Source organism: Pseudonocardia broussonetiae (assembly GCF_013155125.1).
Classification (GTDB): Bacteria; Actinomycetota; Actinomycetes; order Mycobacteriales; family Pseudonocardiaceae; genus Pseudonocardia; species Pseudonocardia broussonetiae.
This window is the reverse complement of sequence record NZ_CP053564.1, coordinates 4,889,690-4,916,490: the sequence shown is the minus strand read 5'-3', so window position 1 is coordinate 4,916,490 and position 26,801 is coordinate 4,889,690. Positions and strand designations below refer to the sequence as shown.

Annotated in this window: 28 protein-coding genes; 13 read left to right on the top strand and 15 right to left on the bottom strand. The window is 75.7% G+C overall.

What is annotated here, in order from left to right:
• Positions 1–70 precede the first annotated feature (70 nt).
• Complete coding sequence (locus tag HOP40_RS23895) at positions 71–1,147, bottom strand: M24 family metallopeptidase (RefSeq protein ID WP_172162166.1); 1,077 nt, start codon at positions 1,145–1,147, stop codon at positions 71–73.
• Between the two features lie 47 nt (positions 1,148–1,194).
• Here HOP40_RS23895 and HOP40_RS23890 point away from each other — a divergent pair, with 47 nt between their 5' ends.
• Positions 1,195–1,416 (top strand): DUF6458 family protein, encoded by a 222-nt coding sequence (locus HOP40_RS23890; protein WP_172162164.1) that lies wholly within the window; start codon positions 1,195–1,197, stop codon positions 1,414–1,416.
• Between the two features lie 83 nt (positions 1,417–1,499).
• Here HOP40_RS23890 and aroQ read toward each other — a convergent pair whose 3' ends face one another.
• Genes aroQ through HOP40_RS23875 form a run of 3 tightly spaced genes read right to left on the bottom strand, consistent with a single transcriptional unit; the run spans position 1,500 to position 3,691 of the window.
• A complete protein-coding gene (gene aroQ, locus HOP40_RS23885; RefSeq protein WP_172162162.1) occupies positions 1,500–1,931 on the bottom strand; it encodes a type II 3-dehydroquinate dehydratase in 432 nt (143 codons plus the stop codon).
• Entirely contained in the window at positions 1,928–3,001 is a 1,074-nt protein-coding gene (gene aroB, locus HOP40_RS23880; RefSeq protein WP_172162160.1) for a 3-dehydroquinate synthase, read from the bottom strand. The genes aroQ and aroB overlap by 4 nt, the downstream gene beginning before the upstream one ends.
• Positions 3,002–3,058: 57 nt before the next feature.
• Positions 3,059–3,691: a shikimate kinase gene (locus tag HOP40_RS23875; RefSeq protein ID WP_172162158.1), complete on the bottom strand. Its 633-nt coding sequence runs from the start codon at positions 3,689–3,691 to the stop codon at positions 3,059–3,061.
• A gap of 331 nt (positions 3,692–4,022) precedes the next feature.
• Here HOP40_RS23875 and HOP40_RS23870 point away from each other — a divergent pair, with 331 nt between their 5' ends.
• The gene (locus HOP40_RS23870) at positions 4,023–4,286 is read left to right on the top strand and encodes a hypothetical protein (RefSeq protein WP_172162156.1); all 264 of its coding nucleotides are present in this window, start codon (positions 4,023–4,025) and stop codon (positions 4,284–4,286) included.
• Positions 4,287–4,631: 345 nt separating this feature from the next.
• On the opposite strand, the gene aroC is transcribed toward HOP40_RS23870, so the two are convergent.
• Together aroC and HOP40_RS23860 are read right to left on the bottom strand one after the other, a co-directional pair.
• Positions 4,632–5,804 carry a chorismate synthase gene (aroC, locus tag HOP40_RS23865; protein ID WP_172162154.1) on the bottom strand — a complete coding sequence of 391 codons (1,173 nt, stop codon included), beginning with the start codon at positions 5,802–5,804 and terminating at the stop codon, positions 4,632–4,634.
• A gap of 32 nt (positions 5,805–5,836) precedes the next feature.
• On the bottom strand, positions 5,837–6,532 hold the full coding sequence (locus HOP40_RS23860; protein WP_240157241.1) for a prepilin peptidase: 696 nt from the start codon (positions 6,530–6,532) through the stop codon (positions 5,837–5,839).
• 464 nt (positions 6,533–6,996) lie between these two features.
• Between HOP40_RS23860 and HOP40_RS23855 the strand changes: the two genes are divergently transcribed.
• Complete coding sequence (locus HOP40_RS23855; RefSeq protein WP_172162146.1) at positions 6,997–7,425, top strand: PPOX class F420-dependent oxidoreductase; 429 nt, start codon at positions 6,997–6,999, stop codon at positions 7,423–7,425.
• A complete protein-coding gene (locus HOP40_RS23850; protein ID WP_172168998.1) occupies positions 7,410–8,279 on the top strand; it encodes a spermidine synthase in 870 nt (289 codons plus the stop codon). The genes HOP40_RS23855 and HOP40_RS23850 overlap by 16 nt, the downstream gene beginning before the upstream one ends.
• Before the next feature lie 46 nt (positions 8,280–8,325).
• On the opposite strand, the gene HOP40_RS23845 is transcribed toward HOP40_RS23850, so the two are convergent.
• The 6 genes from HOP40_RS23845 to shbA form a co-directional block, all read right to left on the bottom strand.
• Entirely contained in the window at positions 8,326–9,567 is a 1,242-nt protein-coding gene (locus HOP40_RS23845) for an endolytic transglycosylase MltG (RefSeq protein WP_172162144.1), read from the bottom strand.
• A gap of 214 nt (positions 9,568–9,781) precedes the next feature.
• Positions 9,782–10,222, bottom strand: a complete 441-nt coding sequence (gene ruvX / locus HOP40_RS23840) for a Holliday junction resolvase RuvX (protein ID WP_172162142.1) — start codon at positions 10,220–10,222, stop codon at positions 9,782–9,784.
• Between the two features lie 19 nt (positions 10,223–10,241).
• Positions 10,242–12,887: an alanine--tRNA ligase gene (gene alaS, locus HOP40_RS23835; protein WP_172162140.1), complete on the bottom strand. Its 2,646-nt coding sequence runs from the start codon at positions 12,885–12,887 to the stop codon at positions 10,242–10,244.
• 47 nt (positions 12,888–12,934) lie between these two features.
• Positions 12,935–13,246 (bottom strand): hypothetical protein, encoded by a 312-nt coding sequence (locus HOP40_RS23830; protein ID WP_172162138.1) that lies wholly within the window; start codon positions 13,244–13,246, stop codon positions 12,935–12,937.
• Entirely contained in the window at positions 13,243–13,653 is a 411-nt protein-coding gene (locus HOP40_RS23825) for a DUF948 domain-containing protein (protein ID WP_172162136.1), read from the bottom strand. Before HOP40_RS23825 ends, HOP40_RS23830 begins: the two co-directional genes overlap by 4 nt.
• 134 nt (positions 13,654–13,787) lie before the next feature.
• Positions 13,788–14,369, bottom strand: coding sequence for an RNA polymerase sigma factor ShbA (gene shbA / locus HOP40_RS23820; RefSeq protein WP_240157823.1), 582 nt, complete (start codon positions 14,367–14,369; stop codon positions 13,788–13,790).
• 391 nt (positions 14,370–14,760) lie between these two features.
• Between shbA and HOP40_RS23815 the strand changes: the two genes are divergently transcribed.
• The 4 genes from HOP40_RS23815 (at position 14,761) to HOP40_RS23800 (ending at position 18,965) form a co-directional block, all read left to right on the top strand.
• Positions 14,761–15,453 carry a TetR/AcrR family transcriptional regulator gene (locus HOP40_RS23815; RefSeq protein WP_172162132.1) on the top strand — a complete coding sequence of 231 codons (693 nt, stop codon included), beginning with the start codon at positions 14,761–14,763 and terminating at the stop codon, positions 15,451–15,453.
• A gap of 133 nt (positions 15,454–15,586) precedes the next feature.
• Positions 15,587–16,681 carry a DNRLRE domain-containing protein gene (locus tag HOP40_RS23810; protein ID WP_172162129.1) on the top strand — a complete coding sequence of 365 codons (1,095 nt, stop codon included), beginning with the start codon at positions 15,587–15,589 and terminating at the stop codon, positions 16,679–16,681.
• Positions 16,682–16,728: 47 nt separating this feature from the next.
• Positions 16,729–17,949, top strand: a complete 1,221-nt coding sequence (locus tag HOP40_RS23805) for an arginine deiminase (protein ID WP_172162127.1) — start codon at positions 16,729–16,731, stop codon at positions 17,947–17,949.
• Positions 17,946–18,965 carry a DUF4185 domain-containing protein gene (locus HOP40_RS23800; RefSeq protein WP_172162125.1) on the top strand — a complete coding sequence of 340 codons (1,020 nt, stop codon included), beginning with the start codon at positions 17,946–17,948 and terminating at the stop codon, positions 18,963–18,965. Before HOP40_RS23805 ends, HOP40_RS23800 begins: the two co-directional genes overlap by 4 nt.
• Before the next feature lie 15 nt (positions 18,966–18,980).
• On the opposite strand, the gene HOP40_RS23795 is transcribed toward HOP40_RS23800, so the two are convergent.
• The gene (locus tag HOP40_RS23795) at positions 18,981–19,406 is read right to left on the bottom strand and encodes a MarR family winged helix-turn-helix transcriptional regulator (RefSeq protein ID WP_172162123.1); all 426 of its coding nucleotides are present in this window, start codon (positions 19,404–19,406) and stop codon (positions 18,981–18,983) included.
• 51 nt (positions 19,407–19,457) lie between these two features.
• Between HOP40_RS23795 and HOP40_RS23790 the strand changes: the two genes are divergently transcribed.
• Positions 19,458–20,051: a TIGR03086 family metal-binding protein gene (locus HOP40_RS23790; protein ID WP_172162121.1), complete on the top strand. Its 594-nt coding sequence runs from the start codon at positions 19,458–19,460 to the stop codon at positions 20,049–20,051.
• On the opposite strand, the gene HOP40_RS23785 is transcribed toward HOP40_RS23790, so the two are convergent.
• A complete protein-coding gene (locus HOP40_RS23785; protein WP_240157822.1) occupies positions 20,032–21,354 on the bottom strand; it encodes a replication-associated recombination protein A in 1,323 nt (440 codons plus the stop codon). The two genes, HOP40_RS23790 and HOP40_RS23785, sit on opposite strands and share 20 nt — an antisense overlap.
• A gap of 1,260 nt (positions 21,355–22,614) precedes the next feature.
• Between HOP40_RS23785 and HOP40_RS23780 the strand changes: the two genes are divergently transcribed.
• From HOP40_RS23780 to HOP40_RS23765, 4 genes are all read left to right on the top strand, one after another.
• Complete coding sequence (locus tag HOP40_RS23780; RefSeq protein ID WP_205346891.1) at positions 22,615–23,763, top strand: aminotransferase-like domain-containing protein; 1,149 nt, start codon at positions 22,615–22,617, stop codon at positions 23,761–23,763.
• A gap of 9 nt (positions 23,764–23,772) precedes the next feature.
• Positions 23,773–24,264: an Lrp/AsnC family transcriptional regulator gene (locus HOP40_RS23775; RefSeq protein ID WP_172162119.1), complete on the top strand. Its 492-nt coding sequence runs from the start codon at positions 23,773–23,775 to the stop codon at positions 24,262–24,264.
• A complete protein-coding gene (locus HOP40_RS23770; protein ID WP_172162117.1) occupies positions 24,261–25,415 on the top strand; it encodes an aminotransferase class I/II-fold pyridoxal phosphate-dependent enzyme in 1,155 nt (384 codons plus the stop codon). The genes HOP40_RS23775 and HOP40_RS23770 overlap by 4 nt, the downstream gene beginning before the upstream one ends.
• A 74-nt stretch (positions 25,416–25,489) precedes the next feature.
• On the top strand, positions 25,490–25,681 hold the full coding sequence (locus HOP40_RS23765; protein ID WP_172162115.1) for a hypothetical protein: 192 nt from the start codon (positions 25,490–25,492) through the stop codon (positions 25,679–25,681).
• Positions 25,682–25,738: 57 nt separating this feature from the next.
• Here HOP40_RS23765 and HOP40_RS23760 read toward each other — a convergent pair whose 3' ends face one another.
• Positions 25,739–26,743 (bottom strand): LacI family DNA-binding transcriptional regulator, encoded by a 1,005-nt coding sequence (locus HOP40_RS23760; RefSeq protein ID WP_172162113.1) that lies wholly within the window; start codon positions 26,741–26,743, stop codon positions 25,739–25,741.
• Between the last annotated feature and the right edge of the window lie 58 nt (positions 26,744–26,801).

Below are 26,801 nucleotides of genomic sequence, written 5' to 3'. Positions count from 1 at the left end.
AGGCGCGCCGGGTGTGTCTCGCGGACGGCACCGTCCCGGCGCCGTCGTCCGCACGTCAGGGTACCCGCCCCTACAGGTGCAGCAGTTCCCTGGTGGTCGCGGTGAGGACCTCGGGCCCGCCGTCGCGGACGACGACGGTGTCCTCGATCCGGACGCCGCCGCGGCCCTCCAGGTACACCCCGGGCTCGACGGTGACCGCCATCCCGGCGGCCAGGACGCCGACGCCGGTGCGCGCCAGCAGCGGCGCCTCGTGGATCTGCAGCCCGACGCCGTGGCCGAGCCCGTGCAGGAACTCCCGACCGCGCCCGGCCTCCTCGCAGACCGAGCGGGCGGCCGCGTCGACGGCGACGACGTCGGCGCCGGGCGCCAGCGCGTCGCGCCCGGCCCGCTGGGCGGCGGCGACGAGGTCGTGCAGCTCGCGCTGCCAGTCGGCCGGCGGGCCCAGGACGACCGTGCGGGTCGTGTCGGAGTGGTAGCCGCCGACGAGCGCCCCGAAGTCGATCTTGACGAGGTCGCCGCGTCGCAGCACGGCGTCGGTGGGGCGGTGGTGGGGCACGGCGGAGTGCGGCCCGGCCGCGACGATCGTCTCGAACGCCGGGCCCTGCGCGCCGTGGCGGCGCATCCGGTCCTCGAGGTCGAGCGCCACCTCCCGTTCGGTGCGTCCCGGGGCGATCCCGCCGGCGTCGACGAGGTCGGTGAGCGCGGCGTCGGCGGCGGCGCACGCGGCGCGCAGGGCGTCGATCTCGGACTCGTCCTTCACCGTTCGCAGGCGCTGCACGAGGCCCGGCACGCGGTGCAGCGCCGTGTCCCCGGCGACGTCGACGAGCGCGGCGTGGGCGTCGACGGTGACGGCGTCGGACTCGAACCCCAGCCGCCCCACCGCCGCCCCGGCCACCAGGGTGCGGGCGCAGGCGCGGTCCTCGACGCGCTCCAGGTCGGGCACCTGCGCCGCCGACTGCGAGCGGTAGCGGGCGTCGGTGCAGAAGCGGCTGCTCCCGTCGCCGTCGACGTGGACCAGCAGCGCGGCGTTGGAGCCGGTGAAGCCGGTGAGGTAGCGGATGTTGACCAGGTCGGTGACCAGGAGCGCGTCGACCTCGCGGGCCGGGAGCAGGGCGCGCAGGGCGGCGCGGCGGGCGGAGGGCGTCACCCGGAGCAGCCTAGGTTGGTGACGGGGCCGAGCGGGTACAGAGCGCCATGAGAATCGGATCGAGCATCGCCCTGATCGCGATCGGCCTGATCCTGGCGCTGGCCGTGAACATCGACGTCGACGGGATCGACCTCGATCTCATCGGCTGGATCCTGGCCGTCGTCGGGGTCATCGGCCTGGTCGCCAGCCTCGCGATGGCCCGCCGGGCGCGCCCGGTGGTGGCACCGCGCGCCGACGTCTACCCGCCGGAGCGCGACCCGCGCTACTGACGCCCGTGCCGGCGGTGCCGGCGGTGCCGGGGCTCGCTCCGGCGCCGTCGCGGCCGTCCCGGCTCTGTCGGGCCGCTCCGGCCCTAGCGGGGCCGCTCCGCGAGCCAGCGCAGCGCGAGGGTGTAGCCGGCGACGCCGAGCCCCACGATCACCCCGTCGGCGACCGCCGAGACGTAGGAGTGGTGCCGGAACTCCTCCCGCTTGTGCACGTTCGAGATGTGCACCTCGACCAGGGGCGCGGTGAGCTGGGCGCAGGCGTCGCGGACCGCGACCGAGGTGTGCGTCCAGGCCGCCGCGTTGAGCACGACGGGCGTGCCGGCGTCGGCGGCGGCGTGCAGCCAGCCGAGCATCTCGCCCTCGTGGTCGGTCTGCCGGACCTCGACGGCCAGGCCCAGCTCCTCCCCCGTGCGCACGCACAGCGCCACGAGGTCGGCGTGGGTGGTGGCGCCGTAGACGTCGGGCTCGCGGGTGCCGAGGCGGCCGAGGTTGGGGCCGTTGAGGACGAGGACGTTCATGAGCTGATCTTCTCGTAGGCCGCCTCGAGCAGCGACGGGTCGGGGCCCTCCAGCCGTCCGGGCTTCGCGAGGCCGTCGAGCACGACGAACCGCAGCATGCCCGAGCGCGACTTCTTGTCGCCGCGCATCGTCTCCACCAGCTCCGGGAGCACGCCGGGTTCGTAGCGGACGGGCAGGCCGACGGACTCGAGGACCGTGCGGTGGCGGTCGGCGGTGGCGTCGTCGAGGCGCCCGGCGGCGCGGGCCAGCTCGGCGGCGAACACCAGCCCGACGCTGACGGCGCTGCCGTGGCGCCACCGGTAGTCCTCGCGGCGCTCGACGGCGTGACCCAGCGTGTGGCCGTAGTTGAGGATCTCCCGCAGGTGCGACTCGCGCAGGTCGGCCGCGACGACGTCGGCCTTGACCTGGATGGAGCGGCGGACGAGCTCGGGCAGGACGTCGCCGGTGGGGTCGAGCGCCGCCCCCGGGTCGCGCTCCACGAGGTCGAGGATCACCGGGTCGGCGATGAAGCCGGTCTTGAGGATCTCCGCGCTGCCGGCGACGAGCTCGTCGGCGGGCAGCGTCTCCAGCGTGGCCAGGTCGACCAGCACCGCCGACGGCTCGTGGAAGGCGCCGACGAGGTTCTTGCCGGCCGCGGTGTTGATGCCGGTCTTGCCGCCGACGGCCGCGTCGACCATCGCGAGCAGCGTGGTCGGCACGTGCACGACCCGCACGCCGCGCATCCAGGCCGAGGCGACGAACCCGGCCAGGTCGGTGACGGCGCCGCCGCCCAGCGACACCACGACGTCGCCGCGCGTCAGCCCGACCGAGCCGCAGACCTCCCAGCAGAACCCGGCGACGGCGAGGGTCTTGCCGTCCTCCGCGTCGGGGACCTCCACGCGGTGCGCGTCGACGCCCGCCGCGACGAGCGACGCCCGCAGCTCCTCGGCCTGGTCGGCCAGGGGCGGCTGGTGCACGACCACGGCCTTGGTGGCGCCGAGCCCGGTGACGGTGGCCGCGACCTCGGCCCGCGCCCCCCGTCCGACGAGCACGGGGTAGGGCGCGGCGGTGGCGACGTCGATCCGGATCACGGGGGCAGCCTAGTGCGGGCGCCTCTCGGTCCCGGGCCCTGTCGGTTCCGGGCCCCGTCAGCTCCGGGCGGTGTCGGGGAGCGCGGGGTTCGGGAGCAGGGTGCTCTCGTGGGGGGTCGGGACGTCGAGGGGGTCCGAGGGGTCGGCGGGCGACTCGGGGGCGTCCGCCGGGATCTCGCCCAGCGCCAGCAGCACCGCGCGCGCGACCTGGTTGGCGCTGCGGCGCGCCGTGTCGATCTCCACCGTCGCGACCTCCCGGTAGAGCGGCGCGCGGGCGTCGAGCAGCGCCTTGAACGTGGCCCGCGGGTTGACCCCGGCGAGCAGCGGGCGCGCCGACGACATCCCGGTGCGGCGCAGCCCGTCGGCGAGGGAGACCGTGAGGTGCACGACCCGGTGCCCGCGCAGCGCTACCCGCGTCTCCTCGGCGAGCACGGAACCGCCGCCCAGGGCGAGCACGCCGTCGACGCCCGTCAGCGCCTCGGCGACGACCTCGCGCTCCAGCGCGCGGAACGCGGCCTCCCCGTCCTGCAGGAACATGTCCGCGATCGGCTTCCCGGCCCGCTCGACGATCAGCGTGTCCACGTCGGTGAAGCCGACGCCGAGGCGTCGGGCCAGCACCTTGCCGACGGTCGACTTGCCGGCGCCGGGCGGCCCGACGAGCACCAGCACCGGGCGGAGGGGGGCGGTCATCCGTCCGAGGGTAGTGACCGCGTGGGGGCGCGCGCCCGGCCGCACCGGCCGGTGACCGTCCGCGTCCGGCCCGGGCCCGCGTGGATCACCCGACCCGGTGGCGCGATAGCCTGCGGGCGCACCGGTGCGGCGCACGGTGACGAGTCCGGCCCCGTTGCGCGGGGTGATCGCACGATCGGAGAAGCGGCGTGAACGACGGCGAGCGCGGCATCCCCCGCGTCCCGGTGGCCCGCCACGCGAGCGAGCCCCGCACCCCCGCCCGGCACACCCGTGTTCCTGCGCCCCGGCGCGCGGCCTCCCCGGGCCCGGTCCCGCGCCCCCGGACCGCCTCGTGAGCGCCGACGGGCCGGACCACCGGCTCCCCCCGCGCCGCGAGCAGCTCCCGCTCCCGAGGCGCGACGGCCAGACCCACCTCGAGCCCCAGCTCCGCGAGCGCGACGGGGCGGGCTCGGGCACGCCGTTCGAGGCGTTCGACGACGAGCACGTGCGCGCCGCCGACCCCACCCCCTCGTCGCCCGCCTCCGCCCCGCCCTCCGGCAGCCGGGCCGCGACCTTCCGTGCGGCGGTCCGGAAGGCCACGGGCCGCCCGAGCTGACCATGTGCTGAACTGCACACCTCGTGGCGGTTCGCGCACGGCGGGAGGTGCGCGGGGGCCGGTGGGTGCGCGGTTCGCCTCCGCGGACGTGCGCGAGCCCACGAGTTGGTAGTTTCCGTGCGGGTCGCGGCTGCGCACCCGCGAGGGCGAGACGAGCGCATCCCTTCTCCGCCGCCGAGTCCCACGCGCACCCCGTCCCGCGCCTTCCCGGGTCCCGCGCACGTTCCAGGCTCCCGCGCGCCGCCGGGGCCGCGCGGGAGCGCGAAAGGCGCGCGGGAAACCAGAACGCGCGCGGGAACGGCGGTCGGGCCCCGGACCGGCTGCGGTCGGCGCCAGACGGCGGGGTCAGGCGCTCGCGGACCGGTAGGCCTCGACGTTGCGGCGGGTCTCGGCCAGGGAGTCGCCGCCGAACTTCTCCAGCACGGCGTCGGCCAGCACCAGCGCCACCATCGACTCGGCCACCACCCCGGCGCGGGGCACGGCGCAGGCGTCGGAGCGCTGGTGGATCGCGGTGGCCTCCTCGCCGGTGGCGGTGTCGATCGTGCGCAGCGCCCGGGGCACGGTGGAGATCGGCTTCATCGCCACGCGCACCCGCACCGGCTCGCCGTTGGTCATGCCGCCCTCGATGCCACCGGCGCGGTTGGACAGCCGCTTCACCGGGTCGCCGGGGATCATCTCGTCGTGCGCGGCGCTGCCGCGGCGGTGCGCGGTGCGGAAGCCGTCGCCGATCTCGACGCCCTTCATCGCCTGGATGCTCATCAGCGCGCCGGCGAGGCGGCCGTCGAGGCGGCGGTCGGACTGGACGTAGGAGCCCACCCCCACCGGCATGCCGTAGGCGATGACCTCGATGACGCCACCGAGGGTGTCGGCGTCCTCGTGGGCGGCGTCGATCTCGGCCATCATCCGCGCCGAGGTCTCCGGGGAGAGCGCGCGGACCGGGCTGGCGTCGACCCGCTCCAGGTCACCCGGGCCGGGCACCGGGTCGCCGTCGGGGGCGTCGACGGCACCGATGGCGACGACGTGCGACACGACGGCCACCCCGAGCGCCTGGGCGAGGAACGCCTTGGCCACGGTGCCCATCACGACCTTCGCCGCCGTCTCGCGGGCGCTCGCCCGCTCCAGGACCGGGCGGGCGTCGTCGAAGCCGAACTTGGTCATGCCGGCGAGGTCGGCGTGGCCGGGACGCGGCCGGGTGAGCGGGGCGTTGCGGGCGCGCCCGGCGATGAGCTCGGGATCGACCGGGTCGGCCGCCATGACGGTCTCCCACTTGGGCCACTCGGTGTTGGCGATCCGGACCGCCACCGGGCCGCCCTGGGTCAGGCCGTGCCGCAGGCCGCCGATCACCTCGAGCTCGTCGGCCTCGAACGCCATGCGCGGGCTGCGCCCGTGGCCGAGCTTGCGGCGCTCGAGCTCCGCAGCCAGCTCCTTGGTCGTGATCCCGACACCGGCGACCATGCCCTCCAGCACGGCGACCAGCGCAGGACCGTGGGACTCCCCGGCAGTGATCCAACGCAGCACGTCACCATCCTCTCACCAGGCAGGCCCCCACCTCACCACCCCACCGCCCCGGCGGCGACCACCACCAGGGTGGCCAGCAGCATCGACGGACCGTGCGGCACCGGCGCCCGCAGGCGACCGGGCGGCGGACCCGGCACCGCGACCGTTCCGACCGCCGGGGCGAGGACCGCCGGGGACGGGACCGCCCGGGACAGGACCGCCGTGACGACGGTCAGCAGCGACGCCAGCACCGCCGCCGACGGCAGCCCCGCCCACGACACCGCGGCGAGCACCGCCCCCAGCGAGGCGGCCAGCTTGACGTCCCCCGCCCCGAGCGAGCGCGGCGACGCCAGGTGCACCGCGGCGTGCACCCCGCACGCCAGCGCCGCTCCGGCCGCGGCCCGCCCGAGCGCCGCCACGCCCAGCGGGGCCACCAGCAGCAGCGCCACGGGCACGGCGGGAAGGGTCAGCGCGTCGGGCAGCCTGCGGTGCCGCAGGTCCACCACCCCCGCCGCCACGGCGAACCAGGACAGCGCGAGCAGCAGCACCGCCCAGGTGCCGGTCCACCTCCCGGCCGCCCACCCCGCGCCGACACCGGCCCAGGCCACCGCGACGGCGACCTCGCACGCCGGCGCCCGCACCCGCGCCCCGCGCCGCAACCGGCCGAGCAGCACCCGGGCCACCGCCCCGGCGCCCGCGCCGAGCACGCCTCCGAGCACTCCCGCCACGACCGTCACCACCTCCACCACGCCCTCCGCCTCAGCCGCTCCTCGCCACCACCCACGAACCCGTAGGCCCCGCCGCTGCCCCTTCCGCGCCGTCCCCCGCCACAGCCGCAGCACGCCCCCACCCGCGCACCGCGCCCTGCGGCCTCCCGCCTCCCGCCTCCCGCCTCCCGCCCCGAGGCCCGTCGCACCGCACGCTCAACGCCCGTCTCCTCCCCGGCCCGACGCCGGTCCCCACCCGGCCGAAGCCCGTCGCCCCCCGATCGCTCACGCCCCGGCCGAGCCCGAGTCGCACCACCGGACCCACCCCCTGACGCCCCCCGACCCTCCCGCCCCACCACGCCCCGGTCGAGAGGCTCCCGATTCCTGTGGACGGACGAACGCCGATGTGGACAACCCCGCCCGTCACCCGCCCGACCACCGCCCCGCGGCGGTCCGGTGTGGTACTCCGGAACGGACACATCGATCACCGTCCGACCGGAGCACCCATGGCCCTGGACCCGCAGCTGCTCGCCCTGTTCACCGAGATCGGGGGCGGCACGCTGATCACGCTCAAGCGCGACGGGCGTCCGCAGTCGTCGGTGGTCTCCCACGCGTTCGACCCCGGCACCCGCCGGCTGCGGATCTCGGTCACCGACGACCGCGCCAAGACCCGCAACCTCCGCCGCGACCCGCGCCTGTCCTACCAGGTCACGCGCCCCGACCTGGGTGGCTACGCGGTCGCCGAGGCCACCGCCGAGCTGACGCCGGTGGCCGCCGACCCGCACGACGCCACCGTCGAGGCGCTCGTCGACCTCTACCGCGACCTGCGCGGCGAGCACCCCGACTGGGACGAGTACCGCACCGCGATGGTCGCCGACGGCCGCGTGCTGCTCAGCGCCACCGTCGACCACGTCTACGGCTGGGCCGGACTCTGAGGCCCGCGCGCGGCGGGCGCACGGCCCGCGCCTCGGTCCGCGCCGAGGTCGACCACGGCGTCGCGGAGCTGCTCGGCGATCCGGACCGGTCGCAGGCCTGGACGCTGCTCGTCGACGGCACGGCGCAGTCGCACGTCGACCTCGACGATCCGACGCACCTGGAGTTCGAGTACGTGCGCCGCACGGCCCACGTCGTCGACCTCGTCGCCGACCCCGGGTCGCCGCTGCGCGCGCTGCACCTGGGCGGTGGCGCGTGGACGCTGCCGCGCTACGTCGCGGTCACCCGGCCCGGCTCGCGGCAGCGGGTCGTCGAGATCGACGGCGGGCTGGTCGACCTGGTGTCGACGTGGCTGCCCGCCGACGGGCTCGACCTCGACGTCGTCGTCGGCGACGCCCGCGCCGCGCTGGCCCGGGCCGCCGCGGCGTCGGTCGACCTGCTGGTGCTCGACGTGTTCGCCGGCGCCCGCACCCCGGCCCACCTGACGAGCACGGAGTTCGTCGCCGACGCCGCGCGCGTGCTGGCCCCGGGCGGCACCTACGTGGCCAACGTCGCCGACGGGGAGGGCCTGGCGTTCGCGCGCACGCAGTTCGCGGCGGCGGCCGGCGTGTTCGCGCACCTCGCGGCCCTCGTCGCCCCGGCGGTGCTCGACGGGCGGCGCTTCGGCAACGTCGTGCTCGTCGGTTCCGACCGCGAGCTCCCCCTCGACGGCCTGGTCCGCGCGGCCGCGGCCGACCCGTTCCCGGCCCGCGTCCTCGACGACGCGAGGGTGCGCGCGATGGCGAGCACCGCACCGTCCGACCGCGCGGCCGTCCCGTCCCCGGTGCCGCCTTCGGGCTTCTTCGGGCGGCCGTGACGGCCGCCGTGAGGGCGAGGGAGGGCGGCGTCCGAGGAGCGAGCTCCTAGAACGCGCCGTTCTCCCGCGCCAGCGCGACGTTCGCGGTGTGCTCGGCGAACGTCTCCGCGAAGCACGAGGTGCCGTCGGTCTGGCAGCGCACGAAGAAGAACCACGGCCCCGGCTCCGGGGCGAGCGCGGCGGCGATGGCCTCCCGGCCGGGCGCGGCGATCGGCGTCGGCGGCAGTCCGGCGGTGGCGTAGCTGTTGTACGGGCCGGGCGCGGCGCGGTCCTCGGCCGTGGTGCGCAAGGCCTGCAGGTCGAGCGGGTAGTTGACGGTGGAGTCGAGCTCCAGGCGCTGCCCGGCGCCGAGGCGGTTGTAGACCACGCGCGCGACCTTGGGCATGTCCGGCGTGATGCCCTCCTTCTCCACCAGCGAGGAGATCACCAGCACCTCGTAGGGCGAGGAGCCCATCGCCGCGGCGCCGGAGACGATGCCGCTCGCCTCCAGCTGCGCCGTGGACGTGGCCAGCAGCGCCTGCAGCACCTCGACGGCCGAGCGCCCGGGCTCCACCTCGTAGACGCCGGGCACGAGCAGGCCCTCCAGCCGGCGCACCGGGTCGGCCGCGGCCACCGCGTCCAGGGCCCACGAGGGCACCCCGAGCTCGGCCGGGTCGGTCTCGGCCATCGCCGCGCGCAGCTCGTCGACCGACACGCAGGACTCCGCGCCGTCGAGCCGGGCGCAGCTGGCGCGCGAGACGAGGCTGAGCACGCCGGGCGCGACGGTGCCGTCGGGGGCGCTGGTGTCGTCGAGCTGCACGCCGCCGCGGATCTCCAGCTGCCCGACGCGGGCCTCCGGGTCGAGCAGGCGCTCCACCGCCGCGGCGGCCGACATCCGCGCCCGCATCTGGTACGAGCCGGGCTGCACGCCGAGGATGCGGTCGTCCTGCCGGGCCGCCTCGAGGAACGCCGCCACGCTCGCGACGACCCCGCTGCTCTCCAGCGTGCGGCCGATGGCGGCGGTGGAGTCGCCGTCGGCGACCTGCACGACGACGTCGCCCTCCCCCGCGCCCTCGAAGTCGGGCGCCGCGGTCAGCGACCGGAACAGGTAGTAGGCGCCGCCCAGCACGCCGGCCAGCAGGACGGCGACGGCCAGCAGCAGGACCCCGCGGCGCTGCCCCCGCCCCGGCGACCGACGGGCCGGAGCGGCCCGGCGCCGGGCGCGCGGGGCGTCGTCGTCGGAACCGGGGACGGAGTCGGAGCCGGCCGACGCGGCCGTGGGCTCGTGGCGGACCGGCGCGGCCCGCACGACGCGGATCGGCGCGGTCTCGGCGTCGCTTCCCCCATCCGGGACTCCCCCGGATCGGTGGTCGCCACCCGATTCGGTGACACTGCGCAACCGCGTCGTCGGGCCGTCGATGTCCACAGGGCCGGAGGGTAACGATCGCGCACGATCGGCGCTGGGAGGGGGTTCGGACGCCGACCCGTCCGGGTCGCCCGGTTCGTGCCCGGGTGTCCGTTCTTCAGCGATGGCTGTCCAGCCAGCCCTGCAGGATGCCGACGGCCGCGACCTGGTCGACGACCGCCCGCTGCTTCCGCCCCTTGCGCCCGCTCTCGCGGAGCTGGCGGGTGGCGACGACCGTGGTCAGGCGCTCGTCGGACAGCTCGACCGGCACCGTCAGCGCCGGCTCCAGCGCGGCGACGAACACCCGCGCCGCCTCCGCGGCCGGGCCCTCGCGCCCGGCGAGCGTGCGCGGCAGCCCGACGACCACGCCGACGGCCTCGTGCTCGGCCACCAGCGCGGCCACCGCGACGACGTCGGTGCCGCCCGCGACGTCGCGCGGCACGGTGACCAGGGGCGTCGCGATCAGCCCGTCCGGGTCCGACAGCGCGACGCCGACCCGGACCGAGCCGACGTCGATGCCGATCCGCCGCCCGCGCCGCGACGGCCGGTCAGCGGGCACCTGCTCAGCGCCCACCTGCTCAGCGGGCACGCAGGTGCGCCCGCAGCGCGTCGACCGCGGCCGGGACGCCGGACGGGTCGGTGCCCCCGCCCTGCGCGAGGTCCGGCTTGCCGCCGCCCCGCCCGCCCACGGCGCCCGCGAAGGCCGGGATCAGCTTCCCGGCGGCGAGCCCCGCGTCGCGCGCGGCCGCCGTCGTCGCGACGACGAAGGCCACCTTCTCCCCGTCGGAGGAGAACAGCGCGACGACGCCCGGGCGCGAGCCCAGCCGGCCCCGCACGTCGGCGGCCAGTGCGCGCAGGTCGTTGCCGCCGACGCCGTCGGGCGCGGCGACGGCCACGAGCGCGACCCCTCCGACGTCCTCGGCGCCCTCGGCGAGCGCGCCCGCCGACGACAGCACGGCGTCGGCGCGGACCTTGTCGAGGTCGCGCTCGGCGGTGCGCAGGCGCTCCACCAGGGAGTTGATGCGCTCCGGGATGTCCTCGGGCCGGGCCTTGAGCTGCTCGGCGAGGTTCGAGACCAGCAGGTGCTCGCGCGAGAGGAAGCGGAAGGCGTCGAGCCCGACGAGCGCGTCGACGCGGCGCACCCCGGAGCCGATCGAGGCCTCCGACAGCACCTTGACCATGCCGATCTCGCCGGTGCGCCCGACGTGCGTGCCGCCGCACAGCTCGCGGGAGTACTCCCCCATGTCGACGACGCGCACGCGGTCGCCGTACTTCTCGCCGAACAGCATCATCGCGCCGAGCCGCCGCGCCTCGTCCATGGAGGTCTCGTAGGCCTCCACCTCGCGGTTCTCCTGCAGGACGGTGTTGACCTCGTCCTCGATCTCGGCCAGTGCGGCCGGGGCGACCGCGCCGCCGGGCGAGGTGAAGTCGAACCGCATCCGGCCGGGGGCGTTGAGCGAGCCCGCCTGTGCGGCCGACGGGCCCAGCGCGCCCCGGACGCCCGCGTGCACCAGGTGGGTCGCGGTGTGGGCGCGGGAGATCGCGAGGCGGCGGCTGCGGTCGACCTCGGCGACGACGGCCGCGTCGAGCGACACCTCGCCCGCCGTGACGGTGCCGCGGTGCACCCGCAGCCCGGCGACGGGCGCCTGCACGTCATCGACGCGGACGGTGAACGACGCGCCGCGCAGCTCGCCGGTGTCGGCCTGCTGCCCGCCCGCCTCGGCGTAGAAGGGGGTGCGGTCGAGCACGACCTCGACCGCGTCGCCCTCGCGCGCGGCCGGCGCCGGGACGCCGTCGACGAGCAGCCCGATGACGGTGGCCTCGGCGACGAGCTCGGTGTAGCCGAGGAAGTCGACGGCGCCGTGGGTGTCGAGCAGCGCGCGGTAGACCGAGCCGTCGCCGCCGTGGCCCACCTTGTGCTTGGCCGCGTCGGCCTTGGCCCGGGTGCGCTGCTCCTGCATGAGCGCGGTGAACCGCTCGCGGTCGACGTCCAGACCCGCCTCGGACGCCATCTCCAGCGTGAGGTCGATCGGGAATCCGTACGTGTCGTGCAGCTGGAACGCGCGGTCGCCGGGCAGCACGGTCGCGCCGGCCGACTTCGTCTCCGCGACGGCGGTGTCGAAGATCCGCGAGCCCGCCGTCAGCGTCTGCAGGAAGGCCTCCTCCTCGGCGCGCACGACCGCGGAGATCCGCTCGAAGTCGGTGACCAGCTCCGGGTAGGTGGGGCTCATCGCGTCGCGGACGACCTCGGCGAACGACCCGAGCACCGGCTCGTGCACGCCGAGCAGGCGCGCGGAGCGCACGATGCGGCGCAGCAGGCGGCGCAGGACGTAGCCGCGGCCCTCGTTGGACGGCGTCACGCCGTCACCGATGATCATGACGCCGGAGCGCGCGTGGTCGGCGATCACGCGGAAGCGGACGTCGTCCTCGGTGCTCGCCCCGTAGCGGCGGCCGGAGAACTCCTCGGCGCGGGCGATCACCGGGCGGACGAGGTCGGTCTCGTAGACGTTCTCGACGCCCTGCAGCAGCGTCGCGACGCGCTCGACGCCCATGCCGGTGTCGATGTTGGGCCGGGGCAGGCGGCCGATCGGCGGGTGCCCCAGCTTCGGGGACAGCTCACCGCGGACGTCCTGCATGAAGACCAGGTTCCAGATCTCCAGGTAGCGGTCCTCGTCGGCCTCGGGCCCGCCGTCGCGGCCGTGCTCGGGGCCGCGGTCGTAGTAGATCTCCGAGCACGGGCCGCCGGGGCCGGGCACGCCCATGTCCCAGTAGTTGTCCTTGCCGCTGCGGCGCTGGATGCGCTCCGCGGGCAGGTACCGCCGCCACAGCTGCTCGGCCTCGTCGTCGTCGAGGTAGACCGTGGCCCAGAGGCGCTCGGGGTCGAAGCCGAACGAGTCGGTGATCAACGTCCAGGCGTGCTCGATCGCGCCGGCCTTGAAGTAGTCGCCGAAGGAGAAGTTGCCGGCCATCTGGAAGAACGTGTTGTGGCGCGTGGTGCGGCCGACCTCGTCGATGTCGCCGGTGCGCACGCACTTCTGGATCGACGTGGCGGTCGGGTACGGCGCCGGCACCTCCCCGAGGAAGTACGGCTTGAACTGCACCATCCCGGCGTTGACGAACAGCAGGTTCGGGTCGTCGAGGATGAGCGACGCGCTGGGCACGCGGGTGTGGCCGGCGGCCGTGAAGTGGTCGGTGAAGCGGCGGACGATCTCGTGGGTCTGCACGGCGGTGCTCTCTGCCAGAAGGGGTCGGGGCGCGCGGAGCGGCGGGGTTAGTTCCCCGCCCGCGGCGCTCGGTCCCGGGGGTCGAGGACGGGGGCCGGCTCGGCCACCGCCTCGGAGAAGGTCGGCACGTGGCCACCGGTGCGGCGCTCGACCAGCTCCGTGAGCTCGCGCTCGCGCGCGGTCATCCCGGCGCGGACCTCCGCGCCGAACGCGCCGAGGCCGGCCCCGAGCTCGCGGAGTCCGTCGGCGATGTTCTCGCCGATGCCGGCCGGGGTGACGGCCTGGGCCGCGCGCGAGGCGCGGCGGGTGACGTAGGAGCCGGCGGCCGCGCCGACCCCGAGCCAGAACAGCCTCTTCACTTCTTCCTCCGGAGACGGCCCGGGCGGGTCCGCAGCGAGTGCGCCCCGGCGTCGCGGCCGGCGCGACGGGCCTTGACGGCCTTGTTCAGGCCGTAGGAGAAGGCGGCGGCACGGACCAGCGGGCCACCGAGCGTGGCGGTGAACAGCGAGGTGAGCACCGAGATGTTGCTGGTGACGGTGCGGGCGCTGGAGGTGATGCCGTCGACGCGCTCCAGCTGCGTGTTGACCTGGTGCAGCGTCGTCTGCGCGTTGTCGAGCAGCGGCGTGCTGCCCTCGTGCGCCTTGCGGATGGCCACCGTCGCCTCGTCGAGGGTGCGACCCAGCTTGAGCAGCGGGACCGCCAGCAGCAGCACGAGGACGACGAACGCCCCCGCGGCGATCAGCGCGGCGATCTGACCAGCCGACACGAAGCCTCCTCGAACCGTTCCGACACAGGGTGTGATCGGCGGTCAGGCTACCGCGCGGGGTACGGCCCGCCACCCGGGGTCACGGCCGCCGCGCCGGACCGGTGACGATCACCGGCCCGGCGCGGGGACGGCGGTCAGCGGGCGTCGAGCGGCAGGCGCGGCACCGGCAGGACGAGGTCCCCACCGGTGGTCTCGAGCGAGGCCCGCAGGCGGTTGAGCGCGCGGTGCTGGGTAACGCGGACGGCCCCGGGCGTGGACCGGACGGCGGCGGCGGTCTCCTCGGCGCTGAGCCCGACGGCGATGCGCAGGACGAGCACCTCGCGCTGGCGCGGGGTGAGCACGTCGAGGAGGCCGCCGAGGCGCTCGTTCAGCTCGTGGGCCAGCAGGCGGTGCTCGGGGCCGTCGTCGGCGACGGGGACGTCGGGCAGGTCGGCGACGGGCTCCGTGCGGTTGCGCCCGATCGCCCGGAACGCGTCGGTGACCTTGTGCGCCGCGATGCCGTAGACGAAGGCGCGGAACGACAGCCCGCGCATCGTGTACGAGGGCAGCGCGCTCACGACCGCGAGGCAGACCTCCTGCGCGACGTCGTCGGCCGAACCCGAGACGCTCTCCTGCCGACCGAGCCGCGCACGGCAGTAGCGCAACACGAACGGGTGAATCGTGCTGAGAAGTCGCTCACGCGCCCCGATCTCGTCGGCGACCGCGGCGGCGACCATGGACTCGACGGCGGACGTGACGGCCACGGGGGTCGACACCTCGGCGGCGGCTCCGTCACGGGCGGCCTCGAGGGCCCGCTCCAGGACGGTGGCGGCGGTCATCGGACGTACTCGTTCATCGCGGGTTCCCCTCCTGGGGCCGGCGCGTGACGTCGGCCTCGTGCGGTCTGCCGCCCGGACCCGGGGTCCGGCAGCGGCGGTCGAGCGACCTTGCGACGGAGGTCCGCGGGATGCCCGAGCGTCCCCCGACGCATCCGGTCCCGACACCCTCCCGAGCCGCCCCGCTGTGCCCGTCGGAGCGAACTCGTTCATCGTTCAAGTACGCATTTTGGGTGACACGCCAAGTTGGAGTCAAGAGCAGTTCGACCGCAAGTTGGTTACTCTGCGCTCAATGTCCTCCGCCGACCCACCCCGACCGGCCGATCCACGGGCCCGGGCCGCCCAGACGAAGCGCGACCGAACACGGCGCGCACTGCTGGACGCCGCCGACGCCACGTTCGGATCGCGCGGCTGGGCGCGCACGCGCATCGAGGACATCGCGGCCGCCGCCGGCGTCAGCGCCGCCACCGCCTACAACCACTTCCCGTCCAAGCACACGCTGATCGGGCACGTCTTCGCGCCGCTGGTGCACCCGCTGTTCGTCCAGGCCGAGCGCGACATCGCGGCGGACCGGCCCGTCGTCGCCGCACTGGAGGACCAGGTCAGGGCCCTGGCCCGGACCACCTCCCGGCACCGCGAGCTCGCCACGTCGTTCTTCGCCGCCGTGCAGGACTACACGATCCGCGTCGACGGTCCCGCCGACCCGACCGACGAGATCGACCCCCGGCTGCTCGCGCCGGTGCCCGACGCGATCCGGATCGTCATCGAGCACGGCCAGCGCACGGGCGAACTGCGGCCCTACCCCGCGGCGGGCGACCTGGCCACGATGGTCGTCAACACGATGCTGACCCGCACCATGAACCGCCCCGACGAGCCCGCCGAGGCCCGGGCGGAGCTGTTGCTCACGGTGCTGTTCGGCGCGCTCCGCCCCGAGCTGCTGCTGAACGACGCAGTGGGTGGGCGGCCGTTCCGCCGCCGCTCCTGACGCCGAACGGCCGTACCGTCCGGCGATCCGCCGGTGACGCCGTCCCCGATCGGATGGACGCCGTCACCGTTGTGGGTGCGATGCGGCGGTGGATCTTGTCGGCCCCGCGTGACCACCCCTACTCCTTACGATCATGAGAACCCACGCGGCACGCACCGCGGTGATCCTGGGTGCCGCGCTCGCACTGGCCCTGCCCGGCACCGCGCACGCGGACGAACCCGACGGTCCCGAGCGACGCACCGAGACCAGCACGAGCACCGCGCGCGTCGACGGGTCGCGCGCCGTCACCCTCTTCGCCGGACCCGTCCAGCTGCGGCGCGGCGCCGAGTGGGTGCCCGTCGACCTGACGCTCGTGACCTCGCCGGACGGCGTCGTGCGGCCGGCGGCGTCGGAGCACGACCTCGCGCTCACCCCGGCCGGGCCGGTCGTGCACTGGGCGGGCGGCGGGTCCGCCGCGCTCGCCCCCGTCGCCCCGGGCCCCCTGCCCGCACCGGAGCTGGCCGGGCACCGGGCGACCTACCCGCAGGTCGTGCCCGGCTACGACCTCGTCGTCGAGGCGACCCGGTCGGGCTTCGCCGCGTCGATCCGGCGGGCGGGCACCGCGGTCGGGCCGACGCCGGTGCTGGCGCTGGCCACGACCGCCGCGGGCGCCGAGCGCGTCGTCGAGGGCACGGCCACGGAGTCCGCCGTCAGCCGGGTCGTCGCGTCGGCGCCGGTCACCGGCACCGCGCCCGCCCCGTTCGACACCACCGTGCAGTCGACGATCCTGCGCAGCGACGCCTCCGGCGACCCCGACCTGCGCCTGGGCAGCTACGACGGCACCGCCGTGGCGCGCAGCTTCCTGACCTTCGACCTCGCCGAGGTCACCGGACGGCCGATCACCACGGCGACGCTGCGGGTGCACCAGGAGTGGTCGTCGTCGTGCCGGCCCGCGTCGTGGGAGGTGTGGTCCTCCCCCGCCGTCGGTCCCGCGACGCGCTTCGCGAACCAGCCCGTGGCCGAGCGCGTCTGGGCGACGAGCACCGAGACGCGCGGCAACTCCGCCGCCTGCGCCGCGGGCTGGACGCAGGTCGACGTCACCGAGCTGGTCCGGGCCTGGTCGGCCGCGGGCGTCCCGACCGGGACGGTGCTGCTGCGCGCCACCGACGAGGTCGACCCGCTCGGCTGGAAGCGGTTCGGGTCGGCGGAGAGCCCGCAGGTGCCGAACCTGGAGATCGGCCTCGGCTGAGGCGCTCGCCGACCGGGGTGGGGTCGGGGCGGTGCAGGATGGCAGGCATGTACCGCGTCGACTCCGAGGTCGGACAGCTCCGCCAGGTGATCCTGCACCGCCCCGGCCTGGAGCTGAAGCGCCTCACGCCCGGCAACAAGGACCGGCTCCTGTTCGACGACGTGCTGTGGGTGCAGCGCGCGCAGGAGGAGCACGACCGGTTCGCCGAGGTGCTCGCGCAGCGCGGCGTCACCGTGCACCTGTTCGGCGAGCTGCTCAGGACGACCGTCGAGATCCCGGAGGCCCAGGCCTACGTCCTGGACCGGATCTTCGACGAGCGCGTCTACGGCCCGCTCGCGATCGACGCCCTGCGCAACTGCTTCGACGCCATGGACCTCGACACGCTCACCGAGCACCTCGTCGGCGGGATCACCAAGCGCGAGGTGCTCGACCGGATCCCCGAGCCGCGCTCGATCGCCTTCCACGTCCTGGACCCCGACGACTTCGTCCTCGAGCCGCTGCCCAACCACCTCTACACGCGCGACACGTCGGCGTGGATCGGCGGCGGGGTCTCGATCAACAGCATGCGCAAGCAGGCGCGGGTGCGGGAGACGGTGCACTACGAGGCCGTCTACCGGTGGCACCCGCTCTTCGCGGACGCCGCGTTCCGCACCTGGTCGGCCGGCTCGGAGAACGGCGTCGCCACCACCGAGGGCGGCGACATGCTGGTGCTCGGAGGCGGCGCGGTCCTGATCGGGATGAGCGAGCGGACGACGGCGGCGGGCGTCGAGCGGCTGGCGCGGACGCTGTTCGCGGGCGGCGACGTCGACCGGATCGTCGCGCTGCGCATGCCCGAGACGCGCGCGCTGATGCACCTCGACACCGTGATGACGATGGTCGATCCCGAGACGTTCACGAAGTACGCGGGCCTGGGGATGCTGCCCGCCTACACCGTGCGCCCCGGCGACAACGAGAAGGAGCTGCACGTCACCGACCACGCCCCGGACGGCATGCACGCCGCCATCGCCGAGGTCCTGGGCCTGCCGGAGATCCGCGTGCTCACCGCGGAGCAGGACGTGCACGCCGCCGAGCGCGAGCAGTGGGACGACGGCTGCAACACCCTGGCCGTCGCGCCCGGGGTGGTCGTCACCTACGAGCGCAACGTCACGACCAACACCTTCCTGCGCCGCCACGGCATCGAGGTCCTCGACATCCCCGGCGGCGAGCTCGGCCGCGGGCGGGGCGGGCCGCGCTGCATGAGCTGCCCGATCGAGCGGGACGCGGTGTGACGACGACGTCCAAGGTCGCCGACCTCACCGGCCCCGGCCACACCGACGCGTTCGGCATCGGCGGGACCGACCTCGGCACCACGACGACGGCCCCGGACGGCCGGCTGGTGTCGGTCTTCGGCGACACGTTCGCGTCCCCGCGCGCGGGCGGGCGCGGCTGGCGCTCGCCGGTCGTGCTGTTCGGCGACCCGGCGTCGGTGCCGACCGGGGTGCGCTGGACGGGCAGCGGCGGCCGCGGTCCGCGCGCGCGGCAGGTCGTCCGCTACCTCCACCAGATGCCGCGCTGGTTCGCCCGCCGCCCCCGCCGCGTGACGACGGTGCTGCCGACCGACGTCATCACCCTCGGCGACATCATGTACCTGCACGTCATGGTGTGCCGCGAGCTGGGGCACGTGCACTGGACGGAGATCCACTCCTCGCGCGACCAGGGCGTCACGTGGCGGCCGACCGGCGTGCGCTGGCCGGGCGGGCACCTCGGCGGGATGTTCCAGATGCTCACCTGGGAGCTCGGCGACGACGGCTTCGTCTACGCCTTCACCACCGGGTTCCAGCGCGCCCACGGCCTGGTGCTGCACCGCGTGCCCGCCGAGCGGCTGACGAACCCGGGTTCCTGGGAGAGCTGGGGCTTCACCCCCGACGACGGGTGGGCGTGGGGTCGCCCGCCCACCGTCGCCCTGCCGGGGGCGTTCGGCGAGCTCAGCCTGCGCCGGGTCCCCGAGCCCGGCGGCGCCGACCGCTGGCTGCTGTCGGCGTTCGACGCCGGGAACTACCGCATCGACGTGCTGGACCTCGCCTCCCCGCTCGACGACCTGCACCGCGCCCGCCGCACGACCGTCCTGCACGGCTGCGCGTGGGAGGACGAGGACCACGCCACCGGCCGCGTCGCCCAGCTCTACGGCGGCTACGTGCTGCCCGGCTCGACGCGCGCGGATCTGCACCTGGTGGTCAGCCAGTGGAACACCGCGCTGAACTGGCCGTACCGGGCGATGCAGTTCCGGACGACGCTCCCCGGGTAGCCCGTCCTCCGCCGCTCAGCCCAGTCCGCCCGCGTCCGCCGCCAGCGCGTCGAGCACGCGGACGAAGGCGGCGCGGTCGGCGGGGTCGACGCCGGCGAGCAGGTCCCGCTCGACCTCCCGGACACCGCGGCGGCACGACCGGACGAGGTCGCGACCCTGCGGGGTGAGGGCGACGATGCGGTTGCGCCGGTCGGCCGGGTCGGGCGTGCGGCGCAGCAGGGCGCGCGCCTCGAGAGCGTCGAGGATCGGGATGAGCCGGGTCTTGTCCCGGCGCACCGTCGCGGCCAGCTCGGCCTGGGTGGGCGCGTCGCCGTGGTCGAGGGCGGCGAGCACGACGTACTCCCACATGCCGACCTCGTGCGCGCGCAGGACCGGCTCCTCCGCGGTCATCAGCGCGCGGGCCAGTGCGGCGAACGCCGCGCCGAGATCGTGGCGCTGCATGCGGCGACGATAGCGCTTGACCGATCGTCTGCATCGGTAGACGATCGGCGTATGCACATCATCGAGCTGCACGCCCGCGCCGCCGACGCCGTCCGGCCGGTCCTCGCCTCCGTCACCGCCGCCGACCTCACCCGGCTCACGCCCTGCGCCGGGTGGGACCTCGCGACCCTGCTGGCCCACATGGCCGGGCAGGACCACGGCTTCGCCGCCGCCGTCTCCGCCACGTCCGACGCCGTCGCCGACGTCGGGGCGTTCGCCCCGCGGGCGGGCGCCGAGGGCCTCGGCTCCTGCCACCTCGACGACGTCGTGGCCGCCTTCGCCCGCGCCGACCCGGACCGGGAGGTGCACCTCGCCGAGTTCGGGGTGTCGCTCCCGCTGCCGGTGGTGGTGGGGTTCCACCTCGTCGACACCCTCGTGCACAGCTGGGACGTCGCCGCGTCGCTCGGACGGGAGGTCCGCTACGCCGACGACCTGGTCGCCGCCGCGCTCGCGGTCGCCGAGGGCGTGCCGGACGGCGAGGCCCGCACCGCCCCCGGCGCCCCGTTCGGTCCGGCGCTGCCGGGCGGCACCGACCCGTGGTCGCGCACGCTCGCGCTGCTGGGCCGCGACCCCGCCTGGGCGCCGGTCAGCGCAGCCCGCGGATGACCCGGCGCAGCTTGTCGAGCCGGTCGCGCAGCGTGCGCTCCGAGCCGTGCGGGGTGGGCCGGTAGTAGTCGCGGCCGACCAGCGCGTCCGGGGGGTACTGCTGGGCCAGCACGCCGTCGGGGCTGTCGTGCGGGTAGCGGTAGCCCACCGCGTTGCCCAGCTTCTCCGCGCCGGCGTAGTGACCGTCGCGCAGGTGCGGGGGCACGGCGCCGGCCGCGCCGCCGCGGACGTCGGCCATCGCCTCGTCGATGCCGACGATCACCGCGTTCGACTTCGGCGCCGTGGCCAGGTGCAGCGTCGCCTGCGCGAGCGCGATCCGGCACTCGGGCAGCCCGACGAGCTGGACGACCTGCGCGGCGGCGGTGGCGGCCTGCAGCGCAGTGGGGTCGGCGAGGCCGATGTCCTCGCTGGCGTGCACCATCAGCCGCCGCGCGATGAACCGCGGGTCCTCCCCCGCCACGAGCATCCGGGCCAGGTAGTGCAGCGCGGCGTCGGCGTCGGAGCCGCGGATGGACTTGATGAAGGCGCTGATGACGTCGTAGTGCTGGTCGCCCTGGCGGTCGTAGCGCACCGTCGCCTCGGTGACGGCGCGCTCGACGGCGGCGACGTCGAGCGTCGTGGCGCCGGTGCCGACCACCCCGTCGGCCGCGGCCTCCAGCGCCGTCAGCGCGCGGCGGGCGTCGCCGCCGGAGAGGCGGACGATCGCGTCCTCGGCCCCGGCGTCGAGCTCGACCGCGTTGTTGAGCCCGCGCCCGTCGGCCACGGCCCGGCGCAGCAGCGCGCGGACGTCGTCGTCGGTGAGCGAGCGCAGCTGCAGGACCAGCGACCGCGAGAGCAGCGGGGAGACCACCGAGAACGAGGGGTTCTCCGTGGTCGCCGCGACGAGCAGCACGAGCCGGTCCTCCACGGCCCCGAGCAGCGCGTCCTGCTGGGTCTTGGAGAAGCGGTGCACCTCGTCGATGAACAGGACGGTCTGCTGGTCGTGGTGGTCGCGGCGGCGGCGGGCGTCGTCGATGACCTGGCGCAGCTCCTTCACCCCCGACGACAGCGCCGACAGCGCGACGAAGTGCCGCGACCCCGCCTGCGAGAGCAGCCGCGCGATCGTGGTCTTGCCGGTGCCGGGCGGGCCGTAGAGCAGCACCGACGCCGCCGCCCCTCCCTCCACGAGCCGGCGGAGCGGGGCGCCGGGCGCGAGCAGGTGCGCCTGGCCGACGACCTCGTCGAGCGCCCGGGGGCGCATGCGGACGGCGAGGGGCGCCGTCGCCCGGGGCACGTCGACGGGGGTGGGGGCCTGCTCCTGCAGGTCGAAGAGGCCGTCGGCGTCGGAGGTCACGGAGACACCCTGCCACCCGGCCCTGACAGTCGGGGGGAGGTGGGGTGGGGGGGCGGGGCAAGGGTGGGTGGGCCAAGTGGGTGGAGCAGGCGCCACCAGATCGGGGGCGGCGGCGGGCGGCGCGGCGGCGGGCGGCTGCGAGCGGCGGCTGCAGGCGGCGCCCGCGGACAGTGGCGGGCGCTACCAGATCGGGAGCGCGGCGCGCGGGCGGGCGAAGAGCGGCGCTACGGACAGTGGGCGGCGGCAGCGGCGGCGGCAGCGGCGGGGGGCAGCGGCGGCGGGCAGCGGGCGGCGGGCGGCAGCGGGCGGACGCGGAGGACTGTGGACTGCAGGGGTGGTGCCGGGACGCGGGTGATCGCCGAGAGTGCGTCACCACGGTCCTCGTGACGACCCTGAGGTCACGCTCCTGACGATCACCACCTGCAAGACCGCCTTGATCACCGGAACCGCACGACCACGGCCCTCGCGACGACCGTGACGTCGCACTCCTGATGATCAATCGGCGGCTCCCCGCCTTCCGCCCCCCGACCGTCCCGTCGCCGGTCCCGATCCCGCCCGTCGTCCGGCCACTGGCCCGGCGTCCACCCGCGTTCCGCGGAACGCGCTGCACCCCGCGCGGCGACCACTTCCGGCCGGTGTCGCGCGGAACCCGCCGGCGTCCGTTCGGCACACCGTTCGCTCGTCCCGGCTACGCGGTGACCGGGCTCACCGCGGCTCGTCCCGACATGTCCCGATCCATTCTGGTCGTTCCGACATGTCCCGGCTCGGTCCGCCTCGTTGCGATCGTCCCCGCTGGTCCCTGCGTCCCGGCTCGTATCCGCTCGTCCCGGCTCGCTGTACCAGCTCGCGCGTTCCGGAACGCCCCACAACTCGGCACGCCCAGGCCGGCCCGCCCCCGAGCCGCGCGTTTTGCGGAACGCAGCCCCCACGCCCGGGGAGCGTTCCGCGGATCGCAGCGCAGAACCCGAGCCCCGCGTCCCGCGGAACGCAGCACCACAGGACCCGCGCACCCCCCAACCACCGACGCACGTCCCGACATCCGCCGACGACCAGCAGATGCGCAGCTCAAGGACGCGATCCACCCCCGACGCGCTTCCCAAGATGCGGGAAGACATTCCGAACAACGGGATCCGTCCGGCACCATGGACCCCACGGGCACACCGGCCCCCGCACCACCCGCCCTGTCGACCCAGGACGCTCCGCCCGTCCGATCGACCGTGAGGCGACCCCGTGCACCTCTCCACCGCCACCCGCTCCGTCCGCGGCTCGGCCATCCGCGACCTGCTCGCCCTCACCGCCCGCCCGGAGGTGATCAGTCTGGCCGGGGGGCTGCCCGCGGCCGAGCTCATGCCCCGCGCCCGCATCGCGGAAGCGGCGGCGAAGGCGCTCACCGACCCGAGGTCGGTCCAGTACGGCGAGACGGCCGGCCTCCCGGCCCTGCGCGCGGTGCTCGCCGCGCACGAGACCGGACGGTGCGGGCGGGAGGTCGCGGACGTCGTCGTCACCACCGGCTCGCAGCAGGCGCTCGACCTCGTCGCCCGCGCCCTGCTCGACGCCGGCGACGACGTGGTCGTCGAGGAGCCCGCCTACGTCGGGGCGCTGCAGGTGTTCCAGGCCGCCGGCGCGCGGCTGCATCCCGTGGGACTCGACGCCGACGGCATGCGCGTCGACGACCTCGAGCGCCACCTGCGCGACGGCCTGCGCCCGCGGCTCGTCCACACCGTCGCGAGCTTCCACAACCCGCGCGGGGTGACCCTGTCCGCGCCCCGGCGGGTGCGGCTCGCGGAGCTGGCCGAGCGGTACGGGTTCGTCGTCGTCGAGGACGACCCCTACGGCCTGCTCGCCTTCGACGGCGCGCCGCCCGTGCCCGTCGCCGCGCACTCCGACCGGGTCGTGCGCCTGGGCAGCGCGTCGAAGGTGCTGGCCCCGGCGCTGCGGGTGGGCTGGCTGTCCGGGCCGCCCGAGGTGCTCGCCGCCGTGGAGCTGCTCAAGCAGTGCACGGACCTGTGCACGTCGTCGCTGACGCAGGCGGTCGCGGCCGAGCTCGTCGCCGACGCCGCCTGGTTCGACGCCCACCTCGCCGGCGTCCGCGACGCCACCGCCGCCCGGGCGCGCGCGTTCACCGCCGCCGTGGCGGAGCACCTGCCCGGCGCGCGCTGCTCCGTGCCGACGGGCGGGATGTTCTGCTGGCTCGACCTGCCCGGCGTCGACACCACCGCGCTGCTGCCCCGCGCCCTCGAGGCCGGTGTCGGGTTCGTGCCCGGCAGCGCGTTCGCGGTCGCGGAGCCGGCGCCGTCGAGCCTGCGCTGCTGCTACGCCTCGCATCCCGAAGGGGTGGTCGACGAGGCGGTGCGCCGGCTCGCGCGCGCCGCGACGTAGGGTCGGCCCGTGCGGCAGATCCTCGAACTCCTGGAGCGCGACGCCCAGCTCTCCCACGACACGATCGCCACGATGACGGGCATCCCCGTCGCGGAGGTGAGCGCCGCCGTCGCGGCCTGGGAGGCCTCCGGCGCGATCCGCCGCTACAAGGCCGTCGTCGACTGGGACGCCGTCACCGACGACCCCACCGCCGAGACCGTCACCGCCTTCATCGACGTCTCGCTGGCCCCGGCCCGCGGGGTCGGCTTCGACGACGTCGCCGAGCGCATCGCCCGCTTCCCCGAGGTCCGCAGCGTCTACCTGGTCTCGGGCAGCCAGGACCTGCGCTGCACCGTCGACGGCCGGACGATCCGCGCGGTCTCGGACTTCGTGTCGCAGAAGCTGTCCACGATCGACCGCGTCCGCGCCACCGCCACGCACTTCGTGCTCAAGACCTACAAGCGCGACGGCGACTCGTTCAGCGCGCCCGAGCCCGACCACCGGCTGCCGGTCACGCCGTGAAGCCGCTCAACACCGTCATCGCGGCCTGCCCCCCGTCGGGCATCCGGCGGTTCTTCGACATCGCCGCCGAGATGGACGACGTCATCTCCCTGGGCGTCGGCGAGCCCGACTTCGTCACGCCCTGGCGCATCCGCGAGGCCGGGATCTACGCCCTGGAGCACGGGTTCACCACCTACACCTCCAACGCGGGCCTGCCGAGGCTGCGCGAGCTCATCTGCGACGACCTCGCCTCCCGCTACGGCGCGCGCTACGACCCGCGCGAGGAGTGCCTCATCACCACGGGCGTCTCCGAGGGCCTCGACCTCGTGCTGCGCGTGCTGCTCAACCCCGACGACGAGGTGATCGTCCCGGAGCCCTGCTACGTCGCCTACGAGCCGTGCGTCGGCTTCGCCGGGGGCACGCCGGTGCGGGTGCCGACGCGCTGGGAGGACGACTTCGCGATCGACGCCGACGTGGTCGCCGCCGCGATCACGCCGCGCACGAAGGCGATCCTCATCGGCTCCCCCGCCAACCCGACCGGCGCCGTGCAGCCCCGGGAGGCCCTCGAGCGGCTCGTCCGCCTCGCGGAGGAGCACGACCTCTACCTCATCTCCGACGAGATCTACGACCGCCTCACGTACACCGGCGCGCACACCTGCCTGGGCACGCTGCCCGGTGCCCGCGAGCGCACCGTGCTGCTCGGCGGGTTCTCCAAGGCGCACGCGATGACGGGCTGGCGGGTCGGCTGGATCTGCGCGCCGCAGGCGGTGGCCGAGCTGTGCGTGCGCGTGCACCAGTACACGATGCTGTGCGCACCGCACGTCTCGCAGCTCGCTGCCGTCGAGGCGCTGTCGGGGCCCGACGACGACGTCGACGCGATGGTCGCCGACTACGACCGGCGCCGGCGCGTGTTCGTCAAGGGACTGCGCGAGATCGGGCTCGACTGCCCGGAGCCCGGCGGCGCCTTCTACGCCTTTCCCTCGATCCGCTCGTCGGGGCTCGACTCCGAGACGTTCGCGGAGCGGCTGCTGCACGCCGAGAGCGTCGCCGTCGTACCGGGCGACGTGTTCGGGCCCTCCGGCGAGGGCCACATCCGCTGCTCCTACGCGACGGCGCTGCCGCAGCTGGAGGAGGCGCTCGTGCGCATCGAGCGGTTCCTCCACTCGCTGTAGTAGGACGTCCACGCACCGTGGTGTTAGCGCTCGGTTCACAGCACGGCAAAGCGCGTAGGACAGGCTCCACGGGCATGGACACCTGCCCGCTCTGCGCCCTCCCCCACACGCCCGGCGACCTCGCCTGGAGCAGCCAGCACGAACCGGACGGCGGCGTCTTCTGGATCTGCCCGACCTGCACGCGGGCGCAGCTCTGGCTCATCGAGGCGGGCATGACGATCGCGACGCGGCACGCGCCGGCGCCGCCGCTCCCCCGCGCCGCCTGACCCCGAGCGCCTGACCCCAATCGCCCGGCCCCAATCGCCCGGCCCGCCCCGCCCGACTCAGGCGCTCCGCGGCGGCGCCGTGCTCCCCCGCACCACCAGCCGCGAGGGCAGGACGACCGACGGCGGCACGGCTCCGTCCACCAGCGCCGCGAGCACCATCCGCGCCGCCTCCGCGCCCTGCTCGCGCACCGGCCGGCACACCGTGGTGAGGTCGGCCGCCTCGGCCAGCGGGTGGTCGCCGAGCCCGACCACCGACACGTCGTCGGGCACGCGCAGCCGCGCCCGACCCAGCGTCCGCACGACCCCCAGCGCGACCTCGTCACTGGACGCGACCACCGCCGTCGGCGGCTCGCGCAGCCCGAGCAGGCGCCCCGCGCCCTCGGCCGCGCCGGACGCACCCCGCCCCACCCGCACGAGCAGGTCCTCGTGCGGGAAGCCCGCACCGCGCAGCGCCTCCCGGTGGGCGGCCGCGAACGCCTCGAGCGCCCCGTCGAGCACACCGTCGAGCGGCCCGGCCGCGGCGACCGCCCCGATCCGCCGGTGGCCCAGGTGCAGCAGGTGGTCGACGGCGTGCCGCGCGGCGGCGTGCTCGTCGACGTGGACGCCCGGCTGCCGGCCCGTCGCGGCCGCCGCCACGACCGGCACGGCCATCAGTTCGAGGCGGCCCCGCTCGTGCTCGTCGAGCGCCGTGCCGAGCACGACCAGCGCGTCGACGCGGCGCCGCGCGGGCAGGTCGGCGAAGAACGCGGTGCGCGCCGCGGCGTCGCCGACGCCGTAGAGCAGCACGTCGACACCGGCCCCGCGCAGCACCGGCTCGAGCCCCTCCAGCACGGCGCCGCACGACCACTGCGCGAGGTGCGGCACCACGACGCCGACCCGCCCGCCCGACCCGCCCGCCAGGCGCGACGCCTCCGGTGAGACGACGAACTGGAGCTCGTCGGCCGCCCGGTGCACCCGCAACCGGGTGGCCGGCGCGACGTGCGGGCGTCCGCCGAGCGCGCGCGACGCGGTCGCCGGAGACACACCGGCCCGCCGCGCGACGTCGGCCAGGGTGACGCTCATCGCACCATCGTAGGCCTACCGGAAGCGCTTTCATAACGTTTCTGCAGCCTTGACAGGG

Excerpts from the sequence above, each read along its gene's own strand:
- HOP40_RS23890 (WP_172162164.1), top strand. The coding sequence starts at position 1,195 with ATGAGAATCGGATCGAGCATCGCCCTGATCGCGATCGGCCTGATCCTG.
- aroQ (WP_172162162.1), bottom strand. The coding sequence starts at position 1,931 with ATGAACGTCCTCGTCCTCAACGGCCCCAACCTCGGCCGCCTCGGCACC.
- HOP40_RS23875 (WP_172162158.1), bottom strand. The coding sequence starts at position 3,691 with ATGACCGCCCCCCTCCGCCCGGTGCTGGTGCTCGTCGGGCCGCCCGGC.
- HOP40_RS23855 (WP_172162146.1), top strand. The coding sequence starts at position 6,997 with ATGGCCCTGGACCCGCAGCTGCTCGCCCTGTTCACCGAGATCGGGGGC.
- shbA (WP_240157823.1), bottom strand. The coding sequence starts at position 14,369 with ATGGTCGCCGCCGCGGTCGCCGACGAGATCGGGGCGCGTGAGCGACTT.
- HOP40_RS23815 (WP_172162132.1), top strand. The coding sequence starts at position 14,761 with ATGTCCTCCGCCGACCCACCCCGACCGGCCGATCCACGGGCCCGGGCC.
- HOP40_RS23810 (WP_172162129.1), top strand. The coding sequence starts at position 15,587 with ATGAGAACCCACGCGGCACGCACCGCGGTGATCCTGGGTGCCGCGCTC.
- HOP40_RS23805 (WP_172162127.1), top strand. The coding sequence starts at position 16,729 with ATGTACCGCGTCGACTCCGAGGTCGGACAGCTCCGCCAGGTGATCCTG.
- HOP40_RS23795 (WP_172162123.1), bottom strand. The coding sequence starts at position 19,406 with ATGCAGCGCCACGATCTCGGCGCGGCGTTCGCCGCACTGGCCCGCGCG.
- HOP40_RS23790 (WP_172162121.1), top strand. The coding sequence starts at position 19,458 with ATGCACATCATCGAGCTGCACGCCCGCGCCGCCGACGCCGTCCGGCCG.
- HOP40_RS23765 (WP_172162115.1), top strand. The coding sequence starts at position 25,490 with ATGGACACCTGCCCGCTCTGCGCCCTCCCCCACACGCCCGGCGACCTC.
- HOP40_RS23760 (WP_172162113.1), bottom strand. The coding sequence starts at position 26,743 with ATGAGCGTCACCCTGGCCGACGTCGCGCGGCGGGCCGGTGTGTCTCCG.